This is a genomic window from Mucilaginibacter sp. 14171R-50, from assembly GCF_010093045.1.
Taxonomy (GTDB): Bacteria; Bacteroidota; Bacteroidia; order Sphingobacteriales; family Sphingobacteriaceae; genus Mucilaginibacter.
The window spans coordinates 173,780-195,735 of the sequence record NZ_CP048115.1; the positions used below are offsets into that span (position 1 = coordinate 173,780).

Consider the following 21,956-nt stretch of genomic DNA (forward strand, 5'->3'; position numbering starts at 1 on the left):
TAGTTTTCCTGAATGGATTCGAACCACTACTAACAGAGTCAGAGTCTGGTGTGCTACCGTTACACTACAGGAAAATAGCGGTATTGCTTAATGCTGCAAAAGTATAAAATTGACAGATGTTTGCAACCATAATGCAGTAAAATTTCTCCGGTCTCTTTAAGCTATGGGTTTATACATGTCTATCATTGTCCTAAAGAGATTGCTTCGTTCCTCGCAATGACGTGGTGAAGAACTTCGCAACGGTGACACTGGTGAAACACATCTCTCCATTCATCTGCCATCCAACTATATATTCCACCAATAGGTCCATTTAATGGTAAACTGCCTGTTTTTAACAGTGAAGGGCGATGGGATGGAGTTATCGCCATAAACGATAAACAGGTCGGATGCTGGTTTGTAGCGCCATTGCAGGCGGCTGTTGATATTCATGTTGCGTGCCTGCTCGTTGTATTGCACATACGTAGTAAAATACAGCGTATTGGTAAAGGTAACATCAGCCCGCGGACCAATGAGCCAGAATTTATTACGGCCATATGGCGCGGGCAATTGCAGATCGTTGTATGAGGCATTTAATATCAGGTTAACATACGGCTGAAAACGGTAGCCCAACTGCCCTACCAACGTGGTTTTGGTACCGTTATCATAATAACCGCCGCGGGCAACCTCAAAAAGATATGTAAACACGCTTTGTGGTTTTGATGCGTATTGTACATCGATGGTGTTCCAATGGCTTTTAAAGCCCACGGGCAGGCTGTCCTTACCGGTATTGGTAGGGTCGTATTCGCGCAGCAGCTTCACATAATCATCAAGCGCGGATATGGTTAAGGTACCACGGTTGCGGAAGGTGATCAGGTAGCTGAGGATGCTTTCGTTATCGGTTGGTTTATAAGCCTCGTCAAAAAAGTAAATACCGGTGTACTGCAGGCCATGTGATAATACCACCCCGCTTTTAGGAAAAAAGTTGTGCTGCAGCAGCGGGTTCAACTTATTATAACCGGTACGGGGTACATAGCCCACTTCGGCGTTGTAATCTTTACCTACATATTGCTGTTGCAAGGCCGCTGTCCAGTATTTGCTTAGGTATTGCAAATTGGCCGCCTGCACAAATTCGCGCCCTTTTACCCCTGCCGTAAAAGATTTTAAACCCAGTAGCTTGCCGGTCCATTGGTTGTTTGATGATGCCAGGTTAAATTCGGCGCCTATGTTACGGTTGTACGCGTTGGCTGCACTACCCGGTGCGGGGGCGCTGCCGGTACCGTCCTTATTTACAAACATAAAACCAATATTCGACCGCGAGAAAACCCGCCTTTGCAGGGTTACTATGCCAAAGTTTTGCCCCGGTAAATTATCAGACGATGACTGCCCGGTTTGTATATCCATTACCCCTACGCGCCAGTCCTTATCAATTTTGCCGGTTAGCCTTGCACCGGCCCTTATAGGCGCGTTAAGCCCAATCCGGCGCGAAAAGAACGGCCTGATATCGCCATAACCAAAGTTTGCGAACAGGTCGCCGTTCTCCAGAAAAAACTGACGCTTTTCGGGGAAGAACAGCTCATACCTGTTCAAGTTTATCACCTGCTGATCCACATCCACCTGCGAAAAATCGGGGTTAACGGTCATGTCCAGGTTAAGCGACGATGTAAGCCCTACCTTTACATCACCCCCAATTTCTTTACGCCAAACTGCCGGTTTATTGCTCTGAAAATCTTTGGTGATGCCACCCAATGCGTAAGGGATGACTGATATGTTATGTGTAGCCACCGGCGGCGCTTCATCCCAAACAACCGTACCGGTGTAAGCCAGCGCGGCGGTTGGGAATTGTCTTGGTATAGGTGTCCAGCTCGATTTCTCGGTAGTGACCAGATCATTGCGGCTAAAGTTGATCCCCCACTCTTTTATGCCTTTTTTGTAACGAATACTTTTAAAAGGAATGGCCGCTTCGAACACCCATTTATCCGGATAATTTTTTACAGCCGAGTACCACTTGTTATCCCAGCTCAGGTCAACCTTGCTGCCTTCATACATGGTGCCATCCCATTGGGCCCCTGCCGCGTTGGCGCCAAAGCTAAAGCCATCGGTACGGGCATCAAAGGGGTCCATAAAAAAAATGAAGTTATCGTTCTTTAAAAAACTGAAATCGCGCTTCAGCGATTCGACCATGTATCCCGCCTTTGGCGTATAGCAAACCGCCGATATGTAAAAGTTATCGTTATCATAGGCCAGGCGAACTACTGTGCGTAGTTTGGCAAGGCTGGTATCCATAGGCAATACCATAAAAAACGGGCTTGTGGTATCGGCCTTAAGCCAGTCGGCTTCGTCGAGCAAGCCATCAATTTTTATGGGTGACCCCGCCCGCTTGATGTGGTACCGGTAGCCGGCGTTCTTTTTTTGGGCGAAAACAAAACTACTAAACATGCAACAGCACATTAGTAATAGGGTAAACTTTGGTTTTAGCAATTGGTATGGTACTTAGGATGTGAGATAATACCACCGCTATTGTGTTAACGGTACACAATAATATAAATATTAAATTAAAATAGCTAACCATGCCTTAGCCACATATGTATTTTTAAAACACGTGCTAATATTGTTACATTGCAGGGGCCTTGATTCACCTTATGCACGGTTGGGTAAATGCAACAATAAATTAATTCAACAATGAAAAAGTTTTTACATCTGGTTTTACTTTGCATAAGCGCCAATTGCCTTGCACAAGCGCCTTTGATGCAGCAGCGTACAGTCACCTTTAAAAACCCTCCGGGCTTATCAACGCCTAAAGGGTACTCGCATTTGGCAGAGGTTGACCTGGGCAAAAGCAAAATGCTTATTCTGTCGGGCCAGGTGGCTTTAAATGAAAAGGGCGAATTGGTGGGTAAGGAAGATGTCGGCAAACAAAGCGAGCAGGTTTTTGCCAATATTAAACATATTGTTGAAGCAGCCGGCGGCACCATGGGGGATGTGATTAAATTGACCTACTATTTGAAAGATGTATCAAAGATACAGGCGGTACGTGATGCGCGCGATAAGTATATTAACATCCAAACGCCACCGGCCAGCACCCTGGTTGAGGTTAGTAAACTTTTCAGGGATGATATTTTGATAGAAATTGAAGCGACGGCAATAATAGAAAAGAAGTAATGGCAAACAACCTGCAGCAGCTTTACGGCAATATTGATATTTACCTGTTCGACCAGCTTTTAAAAGGGCGCTTTGATGGGTGCACAAACGTGCTGGATGTTGGCTGCGGCGGCGGGCGAAACCTCGTATACTTTCTGCAAAACGGCTATGAGGTTTATGGCATCGACCCAAATCCTGAAGCAGTGGCGCTGGTAAAAGCATTGGCTAAAGAGCTCGCTCCGGCTACTCCGCCAACAAACTTCAGCATAGGCAAGGCAGAACAACTGCCCTTTGAAGATGAAATGTTCGACCTGATAGTTTGCAGCGCAGTACTGCATTTTGCAGCCGATAGCAATCACTTCGACGCAATGCTCCGATCAATATGGCGCGCATTAAAAACCGACGGTTATTTTTTCGCGCGGCTGGCCTCTGATATTGGGATAGAAGATAAAGTGATTCCCCTGGGCAACAGCCGTTACGCCTTGCCCGATGGCTCCGAACGTTTTCTGGTGAATGAACAGGTGCTGCTGGAGTATACAGCCAACTTAGGCGGCGAGCTTTTTGAGCCGATAAAAACCACAAACGTGCAAAATTTAAGGTGCATGACGACCTGGTGTTTGCGGAAAGCTGCCACGCCTAAGTCCTCTGCAGGAGATAGGACTTTCCCTTTATAAAAACGCAACATCCGTTCATGCTTGAGCGCTTCACCGTGCAATTAACTTTTAAATCCTTGCAGATCACACTCTAACGCTCTATCCCAATTACCTGTTGTGGCGGCGGCATTATAGGTAGTTTGCAAAAACTGCATCAGGGTATCTTCGGGGTTGGCGGCTTGCTGCACCATTTCGTACATTAAAAAATATTCGCCCATTTCCTGGCTGTAAAACGCTTCGGGCGGGCTTACCTGCTGCTTGCCGTAATCTTCGGGAGTTGGGTAACAATAGGCGTAAAATGCCGGCTGGGGGAACGCCTCGCTGCCAGGCCAAAACCCGCATGAGCTAACCTCGTGTGAGTAGGCTTCCTGCATTACGTTATCGGGCATATTTGGGGCACCACCGGGATGTTTTGGCGCAGGCCTGCCGCTGAAACGGGTAACTGCTAGGTCGAACGCGCCCCAAAAGAAATGTACCGGGCTGCATTTGCCCAAAAAGCCAGCCCTGAACTCAGTAAAAACATTATGTATCCTGATAAGCGCCTGCCACAGGTTGTGCATCACCTCCCCATCGTAAGTACATGGGGTTTGGTTCTCGGCAAAGGGTATGGCAGGGTCAACCTCGTTAGGTGCGGCATAAATCTCGACATCAACACCCGCCAACCTCAGGTTAGCCATTAACTCGTTGTAGAAAGCTGCAATGGTTTCGGCGCCTAATGCCGATGAGATATTTTCGCCCGTACTGGTGGTGATATGCAGTTGATGCTTTATAAAATCAAGGTCTATCTGGAACACGCCGCCGCCGTAGGGTATGCTGCCTGTTGTTAAGCCCGTTGCGCTTACATAAAGCGTAACCTGCCACGAATGGTTTATCCATGGCATTTTTTTAAGGCGCACCTTGCCTATCATTTGCGTCCACATGTGAACGGTGGCAAGGGTATCTTTCAGGTAATGATAATCGAGCTTTGGCCAGGTGTTGGTGGTAGTATTCATACGTAAATATACAATTCAAGAAGTATAATATGTGTAATATTCTACTATTTAAATTAGCATTACTATATTTAACGACTATAAACTAACATCATGAAACTCACCTTTACGATCGCTTTAATTATTCTTGGCTTATTTGCCAAAGCGCAAAATGTTACATCAAATATTCTTATTCAAAAAATCAGGGCTAAAGCTCAAAATTATCTTAATTCTAATTCCCATTACCCTAAAAATCGGGCTGCTACAAATTGGAGTGAGGTATCTGCAGAGCATCCCCGCATTAATAAAAAAATTTTAGAAAGAACCACTTATCCGGAAATAAATGTAAAAATTGACAGCCTTTTAGCTATTGATAAATCATATCCCGGTTACCCTAACACAACAACTATTTATAAAGTGATTCATATTGTACAGGCAAAAGGCTCTACTGTATTTAAATGTTATTCGTTCCAATTTGATAACAACCTAAATATTTTACAGGTTGATGAAGGTTCTCCTCAAGAATTAATTGAGCAAAATCAAAAGCTTATGAAACAGGTAGATTTGGCTAAGAGATTGATAACAGAAATTTCTGACATGAAATTAGCCATTTTAAAGGCTAATTAAAATGCCTTGCAATAACCAAAAAAGGCGATGGACTCCTCAGCCCACCGCCCCGTCATTATAGTCAGTCAGTATAGTTTCAGACGTCGCGGGTAGATTCGAACTACCGTTAAATGGTTTTGCAGACCAACACCTATCCTCTCGGCCACGCGACTTTATCTTTCAGCCCGATTATTTATTAGGCTGCGGCGTTGTACGCAAATACGGTTTTACCTCTTTAAAACCTTTAGGGAATTTAGCCGGGATATCTTCTGTTTTGATTGATGGCAGCACCACTACATCTTCGCCATCTTTCCAATCCGCAGGGGTTGCTACGCTATGATAGGCGGTTAACTGCAGACTGTCTATCACTCTTAATATCTCCTGGAAATTACGACCGGTTGAGGCAGGGTAGCTGATGATCAGTTTTATCTTTTTATCCGGGCCTATCACAAACAGCGAGCGTACGGTAGCTGTTAGCGAGGCATTGGGGTGTATCATATCATAAGCCTGCGATATCTCGCGGTTCTCATCGCCAATAATAGGGAAGTTAACCTCAACATGCTGCGTTTCGTTGATATCCTTTATCCAACCTTTGTGCGATTCTACATTATCGGTGCTTAAGGCTACTACTTTTACATTACGCTTCGCAAACTCATCTTTAAGGGCAGCTGTTTTACCAAGTTCGGTGGTGCAAACGGGGGTATAGTCGGCCGGGTGCGAGAAAAGCACTCCCCAGCTATCGCCCAGGTATTCGTAAAAATCAATTTCGCCTTGTGATGTTTGTGCTTTAAAATTTGGGGCGTCGTCGCCAATTCGTAAACTCATGGTTTTTTTGTTTTAAGTTGATATTAATACGTAGCATAGCTATGTTTAAAAGTAGCAAAAAACTTATACAAGAAATTTAAAGGGATGCCGGCAGATGCAAGAGCATGTTTTGGATGCAAAACACGTTGGTCTTTTAAATCAGCTTATCTATCTTCGACGCTATGTGGCGAAGCAGGAATTAGCACCTTATACAAGCTAAAAGCTGTACAGGTTGCTAAGACATCATAGGGCCTTTTCCCTCTGTCTTTCTGGATAAGTATATATTTAAAGAACGATTACATCACAAAAGTAATTATAAATTCTATAATTCCTATAGACTTTATAATTTATTTTTACCCTCGGTTTTAAACATCTGAATTTCAGCAAGAAATTTTTAATTTATTCCGGCTTTTTCTGTTGCTACCCAGTAATGCGGGTCTTCCATAATATTTACATCAATAACATCAGCGGCATTTTTTAGCAGAGCGATGCAATCTTTACTCAGATGCTTTAAACGGAGTTTTTTGCCTGCCTTATGATATCGCTCTGTTAATTTGTTAAGGGCTTGAATACCCGACATATCGGCAACGCGACTGTCTTTAAAGTCTATAATCACTTCGTCAGGATCGCCGGAGATGTCAAACTTTTCAGAAAACGCCGTTGCCGATCCAAAAAATAACGGGCCGTAAATTTCGTAATGTTTGGCGCCATTACCGTCTATATATTTACGGGCGCGGATGCGTTTTGCACTTTCCCAGGCAAACACCAAGGCCGATATAATAACGCCTATCAACACAGCCAATGCAAGGTTGTGCAGCAGTATGGTTACAACAGCAACCAATATCCCCACAAATACATCTTGTTTAGGCATTTTATTAAATATCCTAAAGCTTATCCATTCAAAAGTGCCAAAGGCCACCATGATCATCACACCGGTAAGGGCAGCCATTGGCAACCTGCCTATCACAGGCGCTCCAAAAAGTATGATCAATAAAATAGTAAGCGATGCTATAATACCCGATAACCGGGCCCTTGCCCCCGCCGACAGGTTTACCAAAGTTTGCGCTATCATGGGGCAGCCGCCCATCCCAAAAAAGAAACCATTTAAAATATTGGCGCTACCCTGTGCTATACATTCGCGGTTGCCGTTGCCCCTTGTTGCGGTCATTTCATCAACCAGGTTTAAGGTTAATAACCCCTCTGTTAAGCCTACTGCTGCCATAATTAAAGCATAAGGGAAAATAATGTTGAGCGTGTGAAAGTTTAGCGGAATGGCTGGGATATGAAAAGGCGGAAAACCACCGCTGACAGACGCAATATCGCTTACTGTTTTTGTGGGGATACCAAAACCCAGCACCAAAACAAATACAATAATAATTGCCACCAGCGACGATGGTACCGCCTTGGTAATTTTTGGGAAAAGCACCACAATAGCTATGGTTAACGCCACAAGGCCGCCCATAATTAACAATGGAGCGCCGCTAAGCCAGGCCGGTTGCCCGTTAACCACCGTTTTAAATTGTTGTAGCTGCGCCATAAAAATGATTACCGCCAGGCCGTTTACAAAACCATACATAACAGGTTGCGGCACCAGGCGGATAAGCTTTGCCAGTTTAAATAAACCAATGGCGATCTGGATAACGCCTGCTAATGCCACCGCGGCAAATACATATTCTATCCCGCTGGCCTTCATTAATGCTATCAGCACTACAACCGTGGCCCCTGCCCCGCCCGAAACGAGCCCCGGCCTTCCGCCGAATATAGCCGTAACGAGCCCCATTATAAAAGCAGCGTACAAACCTACCAATGGCGGGAAGCCCGCCAATATGGCGAACGACAATGATTCGGGCATCATGGTCATGGCAACAGTAAGGCCGGCCAGTATTTCGGTTTTATAGTTAACCTTTTGTGTAAAATCAAATAGTTTAAAGCTCGCCTTCATAGCTGCAAAGCTATAAAAATGCCTGCAACCGGGCGTATTGCTGTTCTACTTTCCGTTTAGTTTTTTTATCAGCTCCACTTCTTCGGCCCTGTAAGGTGTGCCATCCTTCCGGAATATATCATGAAACCACTCTTTAGGCTCGCTGCCATCAGGCATAGGGTTATCCCAGGCGTAAATGGTGTTGGTTTTACCCATTACAAAACCCCAGTTAAGTGCGCCCACGTTCTCTTTTTTGAGCATAGGCATTACATTGGCAAATTTGCTTCCGCGGGTGCGGGCCATATATTCGGTACAGATAAGCGGTTTGCCGTGGCTTTTTAATAGTTGTATGGTTTTTAGGTGAGAGGCTTCGTCGGTATAATCGTGGTAAGTAATAATATCCGAGTTAAGGGCCTGGTAGGCATTCAATTTTTCAAAACTCCAATCCCATAAACCAGCAGATATAGGCTGATCGGGATTTACCGCCCGCGCCCAGCTAAATACCTTGCTTAATAAGTTTAGTGATGCTTCCTTTTTGCCTGAATTGCCAGGCTCGTTATACAGGTCCCATAGCAGGATGCGTTTATCGTGCTTAAAGGCAGTCATAACGTCAGTTACGTAAGCCTGCAGCATGGCGGTTTCACCGGGGTTGTTCAGGCGGTTGCCCGGGTCCTGAAGCCAGCCTGAATTGTGTACGCCAACCTTTGGCGCAGGCTGGGTACCAATTTTGGCACCGGCGTTCCAGCAGTCATCAAAAAACACAAACATGGTTTTAATGCCGTGCTTATCGGCAATGGCGAGGTACCGGGCAATACGTTTTTTAAAACCGGCTTTATCCTGCTGCCAGGCAAGGCTGTGTAAAAACACGCGCATGGTATTAAAACCAATCCCTTCGGCATAACCCAGTTCGCGGTCTATGGTTGCAGGATCAAAGGTTGATGCCTGCCACATCTCTAACTGGTTTATAGCGGTGCTGGGTATAAAATCTGCACCGGTCATCCATTTATGCTGGGCGTACCAGGCATTAGCCTTGGCTACCGACCATACTTTACCTGCAGGCGCTGTTTGTGCGGATGCGCCGGCCGTTATTGATATCAGAACAATTGTAAGCAGCTTCAAAAATTGTTTTCCCATCGTTTTAAATTTGATAGGGTTAAATATAGAAAATGATGCTGTAATTAATAATGTCAAACTCACATATAATTTAAACGGATATAAATCCGCCTAATACGCTACGGGTTTTATGAACACATTGAATAGCAATAATATTTCTTTTCAGTTATGATATTATTTCGCCGAATATTATACTATTTTTATCCGCTCAAATTTTCATAACCCTGCGGGTAAAAAACCGTATAAGACCCTTACATTGTTTAATGAGGTAATTTTCAGCGCTATAGAAATTTTGACAATAACCAATAAGCGTTGAAAAGCCCGGATGGCAAGCAATAAAAAATATTTAAGACTGCGGGTTTAATACAACTTTTGGTTTTAATTATAACAGAATTGCGCTTTTGGCATATATTTTATTAGGCCATGTGGTAATTATAGATTAGTGATTAAAGTGTAAAATGAGTTTTTCTGACGGTCATAAGTTTTCTGGCGAAAGCATAGCTCATATTGCGCGTATAATTGACAACATACATTTAGGCATTTGGGAGTATAACACCGATACCCGGCAGGTTAAATGGTCGCCGGGGTTTTATACTGCGTTGGGGTATAAACCGGGCGAGATAGAATGCTCATACAATTACTTTTTTGAACATCTGCTATATTACCACGATAAACAGGCCTTCTTAGCCTCAACCTATCATACAAGGCTTGGCAATTCGCCGGTTGTGCATATCAGGCTGCTTACCAAACAAAATGGTTATCAATGGTTTGAAAGTACCACTCAAAAACATGATACCGCAGACGGACCGGTGATATACGGCGTACTTAGCAATATTAATGTGCTTAAAGTAAGCGAGACAAAGGTTGCTGAAAAAGAACTTAAGTGCGCCGAAATTGGACGTATAGCCAAAATTGGCAGCTGGGAAATCGATGCCGCTACAATGGCGTTGAGGTTTTCGAAAGAGACATACAACATTTTTGAGCTGGATGCACAGCCCCAAATCACGGTACCCGAAGCCATCAGTTTTTTTGAACCTCAATATCGCCAGGTGCTTACAGCAGCTATCGAAAACGCTATAAAATATTCCAAGCCTTATGATATTGAGGTGTTATTTAAAACCGCCAGGAATAACGTAATATGGGTACGGTGCAAGGGCGTGCCCGTGCTTGATGATTATGGCAATTGCATTATTCTAAGGGGCATCTTCCAGGATATCGACAGCATCAAAAAGAAGGGCATCACGCTGCAATCATCTTTAAATTTGTTAGACGACCAAAACAAGCGGCTGCAAAACTTTGCTTATATTGTATCGCATAACCTGCGTTCGCACGCGGGAAACCTTAAGTTTATGGTAAACCTGTTTGAAGAATCGCACCTGCAGGACGACCGTACCGAAATATTCTCGCACATCAAAACCATTAGCGAAAGCCTGAGCGCCACCATGGGGCATTTAGATGAGATAGTTAAAATACAATCAGAAATCAGCAAGGGAAGGAAGGTTATTGATTTTGAGACCATATACAACAACGTTGAATCGGTATTACATACCAATATTGCCAATTCCGGTGCTCAGATCAATATTGATTTTGCCGGCTGTCCGCAAATAGATTATATACCCGCTTACCTGGAAAGCATTTTTCAGAACCTGCTTACCAACGCTATAAAATATAAGCATCCCGATCGTAACCCGGTTATAAATATTAACACCCACAAAATTGGGCGCGAGGTTTACCTGGTGTTTGAAGATAATGGGATTGGCATTGACCTGAAACGTTATGGCGACGAGCTTTTTGGCATGTACAAAACGTTTCACCATAATCAGGACGCTAAGGGCATAGGGCTTTTTATTACGCGGAACCAGGTAGAAGCCCTGGGCGGAAGCATACAGGTAGACAGCGCCGTAAACGTTGGCACAAAATTTACTATAAAGCTGGTATAACTAATACCCTTTAATGAATACCGAAAACAAAATTGTGACAGCCGGAATTGTTGATGATGATGAAATTTTCACTTACGGTTTTAAAAAATTAATAGCTATAAGGCGCTTATTTGACAAAATACTGCATTTTAACAATGGCAAAGAAGCTATTGATTATTTAACAGATCCGCAAAATAGCAACCATTTACCTGACGTTTTATTTGTAGATATTAACATGCCGGTGATGAACGGCTGGGAATTTAACGCTGCTTTTGAGGAAATAAAATCTCAACTGGGAAAAAATATCACAATTTACACGATCAGTTCGTCGGTTGATCTGGGCGATATCAAGCGCGCCAAAAATAACCCGCTGATTGCTGATTATCTTTTAAAACCTATTGACGAGTTATACCTGGCCGAGATAGCAAGAAAACTGCAAAACCCGACCGATATGGAACGCTATAATTGATCAGGATTACACCGATTGACAGTCGATTGCACAAATAATAAATAAATAAATAAAAAGACCGGGCTCAAATTAACCCGGTCTTTTTATATCGATGAAGTAAAAGGAACCCGTGAAATCTGTTATTCTATATAACTCTCTAAAATTTTAAAGCCCGATGTGGTTTTAAGCTCTACTTTACCGATGGTTTTTGGCAACAGTATGCATTCGCCCATTTTTACCGGGTAAGCCAGGCCATCGTATTTGATGGTGTATTCGCCGCCTATACAAACATGTATCACAAACGAATCTAAGTTCGAATAATCTTTATCAAGGCCGTGGGTATAATCAAGCATGTTAGTAGTAAAGTACGGGCAGGTTACCAAATGCACATCCTCGTTTTTATGCGGGGTATAAAGCGTTTTATATTCCGGGTAATGTTTGTAATCAATTGCTGCCAGGGCCTCTTCGGTATGCAGCTCGCGCTTGTTGCCCTTGTCGTCTACCCGGTCAAAATCGTAAATGCGGTAGGTAATATCAGATGTTTGCTGTATTTCGGCAATCAATAAACCTTTGCCAATGGTATGCACACGGCCCGCCGGTAAAAAGAAAACATCACCAGCCTTTACATCTTCCCGGTTAAGGATATCCATAATATGGCCGCTGTTTAAAGCTTCCACATATTCCTTTTCGGTCATTTCGCGGTTAAAGCCGGCTATCAGGCTGCTGCCCGGGTCGGCTTCTATCACGTACCACATTTCGGTTTTACCAAACGAGTTATGGCGTTTTTTGGCCAGTTCGTCGTTAGGATGAACCTGTACGCTCAGGTCATCATTCGCATCAATAAATTTAACCAGCAAGGGGAATATGTTACCAAAGTGCTTGTAAACCTTCTCACCTACCAATTCGCCCTGGTATTTTTCCAGCAAGTCGGCAAGCGACTGTCCCTTTAGCTCTCCGCTATCTACAACCGAAACATCCGACTTTACGCCCGAGATCTCCCAGGTTTCGCCGCAGTTTGGCAAATTGCCAATGTTTTTATGCAGGTAAGTTTCAATCTTATGGCCTCCCCATATTTTATCTTTAAATATGGTTTTAAATTTTAGCGGATATAATGCTGACATGGTAGTATATATTAATGCGGCTAAGTTAGGGATTTTGAAGGAGCAAAAATAGAAGTGTTCACGTTCACTGTCGTGAACACCCGTGAACGCTCGTGAACACTTCATAGTCAAGCGTTTAAAAATAGTGGTGACACAACGGCGTCACTACTATTCGAAAAATAAGGCATAAAAAAACCTGCTCTAAAAGAGCAGGCTTCATACTTTTATCGGGCTTTTTACTTACCCAACTTCGCTTTTAAATTCTCGTTAATAGCTTCCAAAAATTCTTCGGTGTACAGGTAATCGGTACCATGCTCAACCTTTGGTTTTATGGTGATAGCCAAATCTTTGGTCATTTTGCCGCTTTCTACCGTTTCAATGCAAACTTCCTCTAAAGTTTTGCAGAAGTTAACCAGTTCCTGGTTATTATCCAGCAATCCGCGGAACTCCAAACCGCGTGTCCATGCAAAGATAGAAGCGATAGGGTTGGTTGAGGTCGGGCGGCCTGCCTGGTGCTCGCGATAGTGGCGTGTTACCGTACCGTGCGCGGCTTCGGCTTCCATTACGGTGCCATCTGGCGTAACCAGCGTAGACGTCATTAATCCTAACGAGCCAAAGCCCTGTGCAACCGTATCAGATTGTACGTCGCCATCGTAGTTTTTACAAGCCCAAACAAAGTTACCATTCCATTTAAGGGCCGATGCAACCATGTCGTCAATTAAGCGGTGCTCGTAAGTGATACCTGCTTCAGTAAACTTGGTTTTATAATCGGCCTGGTATATCTCTTCAAATATATCTTTAAAACGCCCGTCGTATTTTTTAAGGATGGTGTTTTTGGTAGACAGGTATAAAGGCCAGCCTTTCATCAGCGCCTGGTTAAAACAGGCATGTGCAAACCCACGGATAGATTCGTCGGTATTGTACATAGTAAGGGCAACGCCATCACCTTTAAAGTTATATACTTCAAATGACTGCTCTGTACCCCCATCTTCGGGCGTAAACGTTACTGTTAGTTTACCTTTTCCTTTGGTTACAAAATCAGTAGCCCGGTACTGATCGCCAAAAGCGTGGCGGCCAATGCATATTGGAGCTGTCCAGTTAGGTACCAGGCGGGGTACGTTTGCCATAACGATAGGCTCGCGGAAAACCGTGCCATCTAAGATATTACGAATAGTTCCGTTTGGCGACTTCCACATTTGTTTAAGGTTGAACTCCTTTACACGCTGCTCGTCAGGCGTAATGGTAGCACACTTTATACCTACGCCATATTTTAAAATAGCATGAGCGGCATCAACAGTAACCTGGTCATCGGTTTCATCACGGTATTCGATACCTAAGTCGTAATATTTTATATCCAGGTCAAGGTAAGGGATGATCAGTTTATCTTTTATGAACTTCCAGATTATGCGGGTCATTTCATCGCCATCCAGTTCTACTACCGGGTTTTCTACTTTAATTTTTGACATACCTGATTTATGATAATTTTTTATTAAACGGCTTCAAACTTACATTTTTATTTGCAAAAACATACGCCCATTAAATTACATTTCCATCTGCACAAACAATAATATAGCGTATAATTTGCGTTCATTAAAATACTATCGCCAGCGTTTCGTTTTTGTTAGCAAGTACAATTTATTTGACGTTTTTGTTGCTATTTAAAAGTTTGATGCTACTTTTATAAAAATTTATACATCTGCTTTTTAGCCTATTATTGCCTTACATATGATAAAGTTGCTTACTAAAACAACGTTTTTTACCCTATTATTATCCTCAATTACACTTATATCAAAGGCGCAGGTGGGCTACGATTATGCTCAATATGATATTGGTTTTGGGGGCAGCGTAAATCAGTTATACGGCGACGCAGAGTCCTTAAAATCTACAGTAGCGGCAAACGTTAGCTTTATTTATAATCAAACACCATTTGTTAACTACCTGGTTGAATTACAAAATGGCACTCTAGAAGGCGGAAACCGGAAATCGAAATCGGGCAGGTACTTTAAAAACGGATATACATCAATATTATTCAGAGGGCAACTGCAAGCCGGCGAATTAATAGATTATTCGGGCGGCGGGTTGATGAATATAGCTAAGAACTTTTATTTGTCTACGGGATTTGGCTACATTTTCAACAAAATAGACGAGAAAAATATCAACCGTATATCAAACACGACACCCGAATTTACTACCGCGGGGTTAAACAAAAGTAACGAGTTATACATACCGGCCCGGATAGGTTACGAGTTTAAGATATTTAACAAGTATAATCAACCGTCTATAAAAATAGACCTGGCTTACCAGTTTAACATGGACCTTACAGATAACATGGACGGTTTCACTGCCGGGAGTAGCAACGATAAACTGGTACAATACTCGTTAGGTGTCAAATTCGCACTTGGCGATGTGATATCGTACCGTAAGTCTATAAATTAATTCGCAGCTATATTATAGCTACGTTACTTTTTGGCAGGATTTTAGTGTATATACGTAAAACTATAAGCTATGATACCCGATAACCAAAACCAGGATTTTGTTACTGACCCAGAGGACAGGAACACCCCGCTAAACGACGATATTAACGAAACCGGCGACGGCGAAAACCTTAACTACGACGAAAGCACCAATAGCTACGAATACGATGTAAAAGGTGACAATCCCGATTACGATCATCCTGACCCGTATGATACCGCTGCAAAAGATGGCGAGGACTTCAACTCCACCTACGACGAAGCTAACCCATACGATACCAACGGTGAATATGATGCTAACCGGTCGTTAGAAACCGATGCTGATACCCTGGGTATGCATATTGATACCGGGAAAATAGTAGAGCTTAACCCACGCGATGCAGCCCTGGCACATACACCCGAAGATGACCGGGATGATCTTGACGAAGAAGGTTATCCTAAAAACGACACACCGGATATTTTGAAGTAATAATTAAAAGCGAAGTATTGCGTATCTGCAAATTTTGCCGGGAACGCGATGCTTCGCATCTTTTGTCAATCAAAATCAAGGTTAAATTTATTTTTCAGATCTATTAGCTGGGGGTTTTTGGCTGCCAGGTACTGAAATTTCTCCATAGCCGTGTACGGCCTGCGGGCAACAGTTTGCTCATCTACACGTGCGTTAACCTCAATGCTGAAGTTTTTTAACGTGGTACGTAAAAAGTTAAGCAAATATGGCCGCTCGTCCCTAAAGGCAAGTTCCTGTACCTTGTTGGATACCGGCACCTCAAAAGCTTCGGGGCCTAAAACTATCGGCGTTACCGAGGTAAATATGGTATATAAAGTAGCGGGTTTGCCTTCGGCCTTAAGTTTAGCGCCATGGTTGGTCCATAACTGTAAAAACTCATCTATGGTAAAAGGCTCTTTATCGGTACCTTTCAAGTAAGGGTCGTCTTCCTCTAACGCCGCTTCTTCAACCTGCTTACCCAAATCTTTTAACGAGGGTATTTTAACAGAAGTAGCCGCCGAATGCACGTTAGGGATAAAAACCTTTGGCTTATCAACAACGGGTTCTGCCTTTGCTTCGGCAGTCGGCATAGCCATTGACGGTGTAGCGGGCGATGCAACGGATGGGGTTTTATTATAGGTAACCGGGTTGTCCCTTGCAACTCTTAATTCGTCGGTCGCTGCAGCCGGTGTACTATTTACTGAGGTATCAGGTTTTTTTTTTAACTCCCCGTTTGGGGCAGCAGCGTTTTCGCCCGCGGGCAGAGCAGCGAGGTTGAACACCGAGAGCAGGTTACTCATTTTAAGCAAGGCAAGTTCAACCTGCAAGCGCTGGTTTTTGCTTAGCTTATAACTGATATCACACTGGTTGGCAATATTCATGGCCGATAGCAAAAACGATACAGAGGCCGCCTGCGACTGCTGCAGGTAACGCGTCTTAATGGTTTCGCTAACTTCCAATAATTTTATGGTTGACGCATCCTTGCCCACCAGCAGGTTACGGAAATGTTCTGACAGGCCGGAAATAAAGTGCGCCCCGTCAAACCCTTTACCTAATATCTCGTCGAACAGCAGCAGCGTGGCGGCGCCGTCCTCTGTTAAAAGCTTATCGGTTATATTAAAGTAGTAATCGTAATCAAGGATATTAAGGTTATCAATTACTGTTTTGTAAGTAATATTCGCACCGCTAAAACTCACTATCTGATCAAACATAGACAACGCATCGCGCAAGCCGCCATCGGCTTTTTGGGCAATTATATGCAGGCCGTCAGTTTCGTAAGCAATATTTTCCTTTTGCGCTATGCCTGCCAGGTGGCCGGCCATATCCTCTACCCTGATGCGGTTAAAATCAAATATCTGGCAGCGCGATAATATGGTTGGCAGTATCTTATGCTTCTCGGTAGTAGCTAATATAAAGATCGCATAGCTGGGTGGTTCTTCAAGCGTTTTCAGAAAGGCGTTAAAAGCGGCCTGCGACAGCATGTGCACCTCGTCGATAATATAAACTTTGTAGCGGGCAGCTTGTGGCGGAATGCGTACCTGTTCTATCAAACTGCGGATATCATCAACCGAGTTGTTCGATGCCGCATCAAGCTCATGTACGTTAAACGAGTTTCCGTTCATAAACGCGCGGCAGCTATCGCACTCACCGCAGGCTTCGCCATTGGGTTGTAAATTGGTACAGTTAATGGTTTTTGCCAGTATGCGCGCACAGGTTGTTTTACCCACCCCGCGTGGCCCGCAGAATAAAAATGCCTGCGCCAGCTGGTTATTCTTAATAGCGTTTTTTAACGTATTAGTTATATGTTGCTGACCTACAACGGTATCGAAAGTAGCCGGGCGGTATTTGCGTGCCGAAACAATGAAATTATCCACAGATGCTAAGGTAGCAACAATTGCTTTAAGTTAAAACCTCAAATAGGGATTGTGAATAAAATCAAACGCGTGCTATTGCAATTCCTCTTCGGGTAGGTGATCGTCATCCTCGGGGTCGGGTTCGCCAAGGTCATCATCAACCTGTATTTCGTGCAGGTCATTGACAGACTCCGTCTGGTCGTCAAAATCCTCATCGTCCTCGTCGTTCCAATCGCCTTCCACCGGGTTCCCGGTATCTGTTGGTTCAAGGTTAAGGTCATCTGCAAAGTCCTCATGATGGTCCTGATTTACGCCCCCTGGCAATTGCATTGCCATTACAGCAAACCGAACATCATTAAAATCGTAAGGGTGAAATATATAATTCATGGCGATGTTTTTATTATACAGTCAAAGAACATGCCATAGGTGATATTTAAAGCGCTTTAGCCCCGGCAAATATGCCTTAAAATACAACTCATATCGTTTGCTTTATATATTATTTATACCTACATTTGCAGCCCCGATATACAGGGATAAATAATTAAAAATCAAAATAATAATGCAACAGTACGAAATCGTGATCGTTCTAACCCCGTTGTTATCAGATGAAACTGCTAAAGAGGCAATTGCCAAATACAGCAAAGTTTTAACTGATGGCGGAGCCGAAATTGTCCAGGAGGATAATTGGGGTTTGAGAAAATTAGCGTACCCTATTCAAAAGAAAACTACAGGGTACTATCACCTAACTGAATTCAAGGCTCCCGGTGATCTTATTAACAAACTGGAAGTTGAATTAAGGCGCGATGAGCGTGTGTTACGCTTCCTTACTATTGCTTTGGATAAACATGCCATAGCTTACAACGACAAAAAACGCAGCGGTGCCTTTAACAAGAAGCCTGCAGCTAAAGTGGAGGAAAACAACTAATGGCAAACGACCAAATTAAATACGTTACCGCTCCAAAGGTGGAGGATAACCGTAAGAAATACTGCCGTTTTAAAAAGAATGGTATTAAGTATATCGATTACAAAGACGCTAACTTTTTACTAAAGTTTGTTAACGACCAGGGTAAAGTGTTACCACGCCGTTTAACAGGTACTTCGTTGAAGTTTCAGCGTAAAGTGGCACAGGCCGTTAAGCGTGCCCGCCACATCGGTTTATTACCTTATGTTACAGACTCATTAAAATAATCGGAGGTAAAAAGCAATGGAAGTTATTTTAAAACAAGACGTAAAAAACCTCGGCGATAAAGACGATGTAGTGAATGTAAAGCCAGGTTATGGCCGCAACTTTCTTATCCCTAAAGGTTACGCAATATTAGCAACTGTAAGCGCTCGCAAAGTTTTAGCAGAAAACTTAAAGCAGGCACAGTTTAAACAAGAAAAAATACGCAAAGATGCAGATGCTATCGCCGCTAAATTAGAAGGTGTTAAACTTTCTATCGGCGCTAAAGCAGGCGAAAGCGGCAAAATCTTCGGTGCTATCAATACCATACAGGTAGCTGATGCCCTTAAAAAAGAAGGTTTTGAAGTTGACCGTCGTCGCATCACTTTTGACCAGGAGCCAAAATTTGTTGGTGATTACATCGCAATAGTTAACCTGCATAAAGAAGTTAAAGTTCAGGTTCCTTTCTCAGTTGTTGCTGAGTAAATCGATTCCGGATTTTAGATTTACGATTTCGGATTTGAAATTAGGATTTAGAATTAGATATTGGAATTTTTAAAAAAGGTGTTTAGTTTAGGCTAAGCACCTTTTTTGTTTAATAAAGATTATACAGAGATTAGGGAGATTAAACATCAAATGGCTAAAAAAGCAAACAACCGTAAAGGCGGCAGTAAAACAAAAGGATTTTTCAATAACGGTGTAGTAAGGCTGGTATTACGCATACTTAAACTTGCGGTTATTGTGTTTGTTGCTGCCAGCTTGTTTGGTGTATTGTTGTTCAAATTTGTAAACCCTCCATTTACCTGGCTGATGATACAGCGCGGCTTTGAACGCAAAGCCGATGGTAAGGACTGGAAAATAGATAAGAAATGGGTTGCGTTTGATGATATTGCCGATAACATGAAACGTGCCGCCGTGGCTGCGGAAGACCAAACCTTCCTGGAAAATCACGGGTTTGACTTTAAGGCCATCGAACGCGCTATTCAAAAAAACGCTAAAAGCAAAAAATTGATAGGCGGCAGCACCATTAGCCAGCAAACAGCCAAAAATGTTTTCCTGTATCCGGGCCGCTCGTTTGTGCGCAAAGGCTTCGAGGCATGGTTTACCATACTGATAGAAACTTTCTGGAGTAAAAAGCGCATTATGGAGGTGTACCTTAACGTTATTGAAATGGGCGATGGTATTTACGGCATCGAAGCCGCATCGCAGGCGTATTTTCACAAACCGGCATCAAAGCTAACCAAACGGCAGGCGGCAGCTATTGCAGTTATATTTCCAAGCCCGCTTAAATGGAGCGCCACCAGGCCAACGCGTTATTTAAAGCACCGGCAATACCTGATCATGAAAAACATGCGCAGGCTTGGCCCGCTCGAGTTTTAATTATATTGGTTTGTACATAAAACCCTAAATCCGCCGTTATTACATCGTCTATGTTAAAAAGATCATTAATAATTTTATCGATAGTTTTTGCCGCGTTTACAAGCCGTGCACAAACTGCCGATGATGTGTATAATCAATACCTTGATTTTAACCTGGCCCGCCTGCAAGGCGAAACTGATAAGGCGTTAACACTTGGCCAGGACCTGATCCCCAACGTGGACAAACTGAAGGCCAACGCCCGGACAAACTTTTATTATGCCATTGGCAACCTGTTCGAGAACGACGGCCAGTCGGTAAAGGCCTTGGAATATTACGAGAAAGTTGCCGCGGCCGTGCCCGATTACTATGTGGTGCAGCGCGCGTTAGGCTACCTGTACATGAAGGATGTTACCGCCCTTGGTGATAAACTTAATGCTAACAGGTCTAACAAAGACGAAGCCAAACGACTGACCAGCCTTTATACAGCAGCGGTAAAAAAGGCATTGCCCTGCCTGGAAAAAGCCCAGGCCTGCGACCCAAACGACGATACCCTATCGCTTATTAAATCGCTTTATAAAAACATCAATGATGCACAGGGGGCAGCTACATTAAACGGCCGTTTAAAGGCCCTTTCCAAAAACTGTATCGATCTGCTGGATGATAAATAGCCTTATAATTGTAAAGCTATACCTTGTTTGGGGTATATTAAGTTCAGTTGTAGCTTATTTGCGGTTTTTAACTGCGCTTTTATTTTCAGGATGCTTTTATAAGGCGGCTTTAAATGGGTTATCACTACATTCAAGCCCTTTAAAGATCTACCGGATAGTTTGCCCAGTTCTGTCATTTCGTTCATTAGCAAGTGCGGAGTAAGGTGGCCAAACAGGTTTTTCTCCGGTTGTTCGTTCGGGAACGATACTTCTATCATAATCGCTTTCAACTTTTTGGCTTTTATCAGCGGAGCAACCGCCACCCACAAATTATGCAGGTTTTGGCTTTTCTCTACTTCATCGGCGCCCGTATCGCCTAAATAAAGTATATAGTTATCCTTGCTGCTTACTAAAAATGCAGTACTGCTTAAATTAGCATGGCTTAGCTGAAATACCTGTACCTGCATACCGGTATTTTCAACAGGCATTTTTGTGCCGGGCGTTAATGATTGATAATGATATTTCTTTAATTGCGGCGCAACGCCGTCATCGGCAAAGTTGGCCCAGCTATCCCAGGTAAAGTAATGCGTTTTAACAGTTTTCAGGGTACTTTGCAAACCATAAATATTCTTGGTGCTATCTTCCGGCGAGTTCATAATAAGCCCCGCCACATGGTCGAGGTGAGCATGCGAGATGAAATAGCCTTTAATATCCTTTTTAAGTACCTGCTCTGCCGGGATGGTAAAGGTTTTGTATGCTATGGCTTTGGCTATCCCCGCGCGAATTGTACCGGCATCTAAACAGATATAATTATCCGATCCTTTTGGCGCGAGCATATAGGCCGACAGGTTACTTTCGTCGGCACCACCTAAAACGCCTAATGGTACGATGCGAAATGAGGTTGCAGCCGTATTGACCTGTGCAATTGCGATAAAGGGCAACCATAAAAAAACAAGCAGCAATAGTTTGCGGTAATCATTCATTACATCAAATTTACTAATTTGGCCGCTAATGAAGACAAGCCAGATAGCCGCCAAGATTGTAACCCGTTTATTTTTTATTTTACTGCTGATAGCCCTTATCCCATTTTTGCAGGGTGATACCTCTAAACTCAAGCACATTTACCTTGCCCCACAGCATGCCTGGACGCTCATATTCCCTATTTTGTTGATACTTGGCTTCGTGGCTTTGCTGATAATATGCTCGGTAAAAAAGTTCAGTAAAACCGATCTTAACTGGCTGCTGGTGGTAAATACAGTGGTACTTATGGCTTACGCCGCCACATTGTTCATTCGTATTTACGATTTGATAAACTAACTGCGGTAGCC

General features: G+C 43.4%; 23 protein-coding genes, 2 tRNA genes and 1 riboswitch. Of the genes, 13 read left to right on the forward strand and 12 right to left on the reverse strand.

Annotated features, from left to right (window positions below):
* Positions 1–3 precede the first annotated feature (3 nt).
* A tRNA-Gln gene (locus tag GWR56_RS00735) sits at positions 4–74 on the reverse strand.
* A gap of 211 nt (positions 75–285) precedes the next feature.
* Positions 286–2,415 (reverse strand): carbohydrate binding family 9 domain-containing protein, encoded by a 2,130-nt coding sequence (locus GWR56_RS00740; RefSeq protein ID WP_202925355.1) that lies wholly within the window; start codon positions 2,413–2,415, stop codon positions 286–288.
* A 243-nt stretch (positions 2,416–2,658) separates the two neighbouring features.
* On the opposite strand from GWR56_RS00740, the gene GWR56_RS00745 reads away from it, so the two are divergent.
* Both GWR56_RS00745 and GWR56_RS00750 read left to right on the forward strand, forming a co-directional pair.
* Entirely contained in the window at positions 2,659–3,138 is a 480-nt protein-coding gene (locus tag GWR56_RS00745; protein ID WP_162429291.1) for a RidA family protein, read from the forward strand.
* On the forward strand, positions 3,138–3,791 hold the full coding sequence (locus tag GWR56_RS00750; RefSeq protein ID WP_162429292.1) for a bifunctional 2-polyprenyl-6-hydroxyphenol methylase/3-demethylubiquinol 3-O-methyltransferase UbiG: 654 nt from the start codon (positions 3,138–3,140) through the stop codon (positions 3,789–3,791). The genes GWR56_RS00745 and GWR56_RS00750 overlap by 1 nt, the downstream gene beginning before the upstream one ends.
* A gap of 41 nt (positions 3,792–3,832) precedes the next feature.
* Here the strand turns inward: GWR56_RS00750 and GWR56_RS00755 are convergent, their stop codons facing one another.
* Positions 3,833–4,762 carry a DUF5996 family protein gene (locus GWR56_RS00755; protein WP_162429293.1) on the reverse strand — a complete coding sequence of 310 codons (930 nt, stop codon included), beginning with the start codon at positions 4,760–4,762 and terminating at the stop codon, positions 3,833–3,835.
* Positions 4,763–4,852: 90 nt separating this feature from the next.
* On the opposite strand from GWR56_RS00755, the gene GWR56_RS00760 reads away from it, so the two are divergent.
* Positions 4,853–5,365 carry a hypothetical protein gene (locus GWR56_RS00760; protein WP_162429294.1) on the forward strand — a complete coding sequence of 171 codons (513 nt, stop codon included), beginning with the start codon at positions 4,853–4,855 and terminating at the stop codon, positions 5,363–5,365.
* 80 nt (positions 5,366–5,445) lie between these two features.
* On the opposite strand, the gene GWR56_RS00765 is transcribed toward GWR56_RS00760, so the two are convergent.
* The 4 genes from GWR56_RS00765 to GWR56_RS00780 form a co-directional block, all read right to left on the reverse strand.
* A tRNA-Cys gene (locus GWR56_RS00765) sits at positions 5,446–5,517 on the reverse strand.
* A gap of 16 nt (positions 5,518–5,533) precedes the next feature.
* Positions 5,534–6,169 carry a peroxiredoxin gene (locus GWR56_RS00770; protein ID WP_162429295.1) on the reverse strand — a complete coding sequence of 212 codons (636 nt, stop codon included), beginning with the start codon at positions 6,167–6,169 and terminating at the stop codon, positions 5,534–5,536.
* Between the two features lie 140 nt (positions 6,170–6,309).
* Positions 6,310–6,428, reverse strand: a riboswitch (SAM riboswitch).
* A 114-nt stretch (positions 6,429–6,542) separates the two neighbouring features.
* The gene (locus tag GWR56_RS00775) at positions 6,543–8,090 is read right to left on the reverse strand and encodes a SulP family inorganic anion transporter (RefSeq protein WP_162429296.1); all 1,548 of its coding nucleotides are present in this window, start codon (positions 8,088–8,090) and stop codon (positions 6,543–6,545) included.
* Positions 8,091–8,135: 45 nt separating this feature from the next.
* The gene (locus GWR56_RS00780; protein WP_162429297.1) at positions 8,136–9,203 is read right to left on the reverse strand and encodes a glycoside hydrolase family 2 TIM barrel-domain containing protein; all 1,068 of its coding nucleotides are present in this window, start codon (positions 9,201–9,203) and stop codon (positions 8,136–8,138) included.
* A 437-nt stretch (positions 9,204–9,640) separates the two neighbouring features.
* Here GWR56_RS00780 and GWR56_RS00785 point away from each other — a divergent pair, with 437 nt between their 5' ends.
* Both GWR56_RS00785 and GWR56_RS00790 read left to right on the forward strand, forming a co-directional pair.
* The gene (locus GWR56_RS00785; RefSeq protein WP_162429298.1) at positions 9,641–11,122 is read left to right on the forward strand and encodes an ATP-binding protein; all 1,482 of its coding nucleotides are present in this window, start codon (positions 9,641–9,643) and stop codon (positions 11,120–11,122) included.
* A gap of 13 nt (positions 11,123–11,135) precedes the next feature.
* A complete protein-coding gene (locus GWR56_RS00790) occupies positions 11,136–11,570 on the forward strand; it encodes a response regulator (protein WP_162429299.1) in 435 nt (144 codons plus the stop codon).
* A gap of 119 nt (positions 11,571–11,689) precedes the next feature.
* Here GWR56_RS00790 and GWR56_RS00795 read toward each other — a convergent pair whose 3' ends face one another.
* Together GWR56_RS00795 and GWR56_RS00800 are read right to left on the reverse strand one after the other, a co-directional pair.
* Entirely contained in the window at positions 11,690–12,670 is a 981-nt protein-coding gene (locus GWR56_RS00795; RefSeq protein WP_162429300.1) for a type I phosphomannose isomerase catalytic subunit, read from the reverse strand.
* Positions 12,671–12,885: 215 nt separating this feature from the next.
* The gene (locus GWR56_RS00800) at positions 12,886–14,115 is read right to left on the reverse strand and encodes an NADP-dependent isocitrate dehydrogenase (RefSeq protein WP_162429301.1); all 1,230 of its coding nucleotides are present in this window, start codon (positions 14,113–14,115) and stop codon (positions 12,886–12,888) included.
* Positions 14,116–14,374: 259 nt separating this feature from the next.
* Here GWR56_RS00800 and GWR56_RS00805 point away from each other — a divergent pair, with 259 nt between their 5' ends.
* Both GWR56_RS00805 and GWR56_RS00810 read left to right on the forward strand, forming a co-directional pair.
* The gene (locus GWR56_RS00805; protein WP_162429302.1) at positions 14,375–15,085 is read left to right on the forward strand and encodes a hypothetical protein; all 711 of its coding nucleotides are present in this window, start codon (positions 14,375–14,377) and stop codon (positions 15,083–15,085) included.
* A gap of 69 nt (positions 15,086–15,154) precedes the next feature.
* Positions 15,155–15,589, forward strand: coding sequence for a hypothetical protein (locus GWR56_RS00810; RefSeq protein ID WP_162429303.1), 435 nt, complete (start codon positions 15,155–15,157; stop codon positions 15,587–15,589).
* A 65-nt stretch (positions 15,590–15,654) separates the two neighbouring features.
* Here the strand turns inward: GWR56_RS00810 and GWR56_RS00815 are convergent, their stop codons facing one another.
* Both GWR56_RS00815 and GWR56_RS00820 read right to left on the reverse strand, forming a co-directional pair.
* Positions 15,655–17,481 (reverse strand): DNA polymerase III subunit gamma/tau, encoded by a 1,827-nt coding sequence (locus tag GWR56_RS00815; RefSeq protein WP_162429304.1) that lies wholly within the window; start codon positions 17,479–17,481, stop codon positions 15,655–15,657.
* 72 nt (positions 17,482–17,553) lie between these two features.
* A complete protein-coding gene (locus GWR56_RS00820; protein ID WP_162429305.1) occupies positions 17,554–17,847 on the reverse strand; it encodes a hypothetical protein in 294 nt (97 codons plus the stop codon).
* A gap of 172 nt (positions 17,848–18,019) precedes the next feature.
* Here GWR56_RS00820 and rpsF point away from each other — a divergent pair, with 172 nt between their 5' ends.
* The 5 genes from rpsF to GWR56_RS00845 all read left to right on the forward strand — a co-directional run bounded on the left by rpsF (position 18,020) and on the right by GWR56_RS00845 (position 20,649).
* A complete protein-coding gene (gene rpsF / locus GWR56_RS00825; RefSeq protein ID WP_162429306.1) occupies positions 18,020–18,385 on the forward strand; it encodes a 30S ribosomal protein S6 in 366 nt (121 codons plus the stop codon).
* Complete coding sequence (gene rpsR / locus GWR56_RS00830) at positions 18,385–18,648, forward strand: 30S ribosomal protein S18 (protein ID WP_095705209.1); 264 nt, start codon at positions 18,385–18,387, stop codon at positions 18,646–18,648. The genes rpsF and rpsR overlap by 1 nt, the downstream gene beginning before the upstream one ends.
* A gap of 16 nt (positions 18,649–18,664) precedes the next feature.
* Positions 18,665–19,108, forward strand: a complete 444-nt coding sequence (gene rplI, locus GWR56_RS00835; RefSeq protein ID WP_162429307.1) for a 50S ribosomal protein L9 — start codon at positions 18,665–18,667, stop codon at positions 19,106–19,108.
* A gap of 150 nt (positions 19,109–19,258) precedes the next feature.
* On the forward strand, positions 19,259–20,002 hold the full coding sequence (mtgA, locus tag GWR56_RS00840; RefSeq protein ID WP_162429308.1) for a monofunctional biosynthetic peptidoglycan transglycosylase: 744 nt from the start codon (positions 19,259–19,261) through the stop codon (positions 20,000–20,002).
* 50 nt (positions 20,003–20,052) lie between these two features.
* Positions 20,053–20,649 (forward strand): lipopolysaccharide assembly protein LapB, encoded by a 597-nt coding sequence (locus GWR56_RS00845; protein ID WP_162429309.1) that lies wholly within the window; start codon positions 20,053–20,055, stop codon positions 20,647–20,649.
* A 2-nt stretch (positions 20,650–20,651) separates the two neighbouring features.
* Here GWR56_RS00845 and GWR56_RS00850 read toward each other — a convergent pair whose 3' ends face one another.
* On the reverse strand, positions 20,652–21,611 hold the full coding sequence (locus tag GWR56_RS00850) for an MBL fold metallo-hydrolase (protein WP_162429310.1): 960 nt from the start codon (positions 21,609–21,611) through the stop codon (positions 20,652–20,654).
* Positions 21,612–21,639: 28 nt separating this feature from the next.
* On the opposite strand from GWR56_RS00850, the gene GWR56_RS00855 reads away from it, so the two are divergent.
* A complete protein-coding gene (locus GWR56_RS00855) occupies positions 21,640–21,945 on the forward strand; it encodes a hypothetical protein (protein WP_162429311.1) in 306 nt (101 codons plus the stop codon).
* The last annotated feature ends 11 nt before the right edge of the window (positions 21,946–21,956 follow it).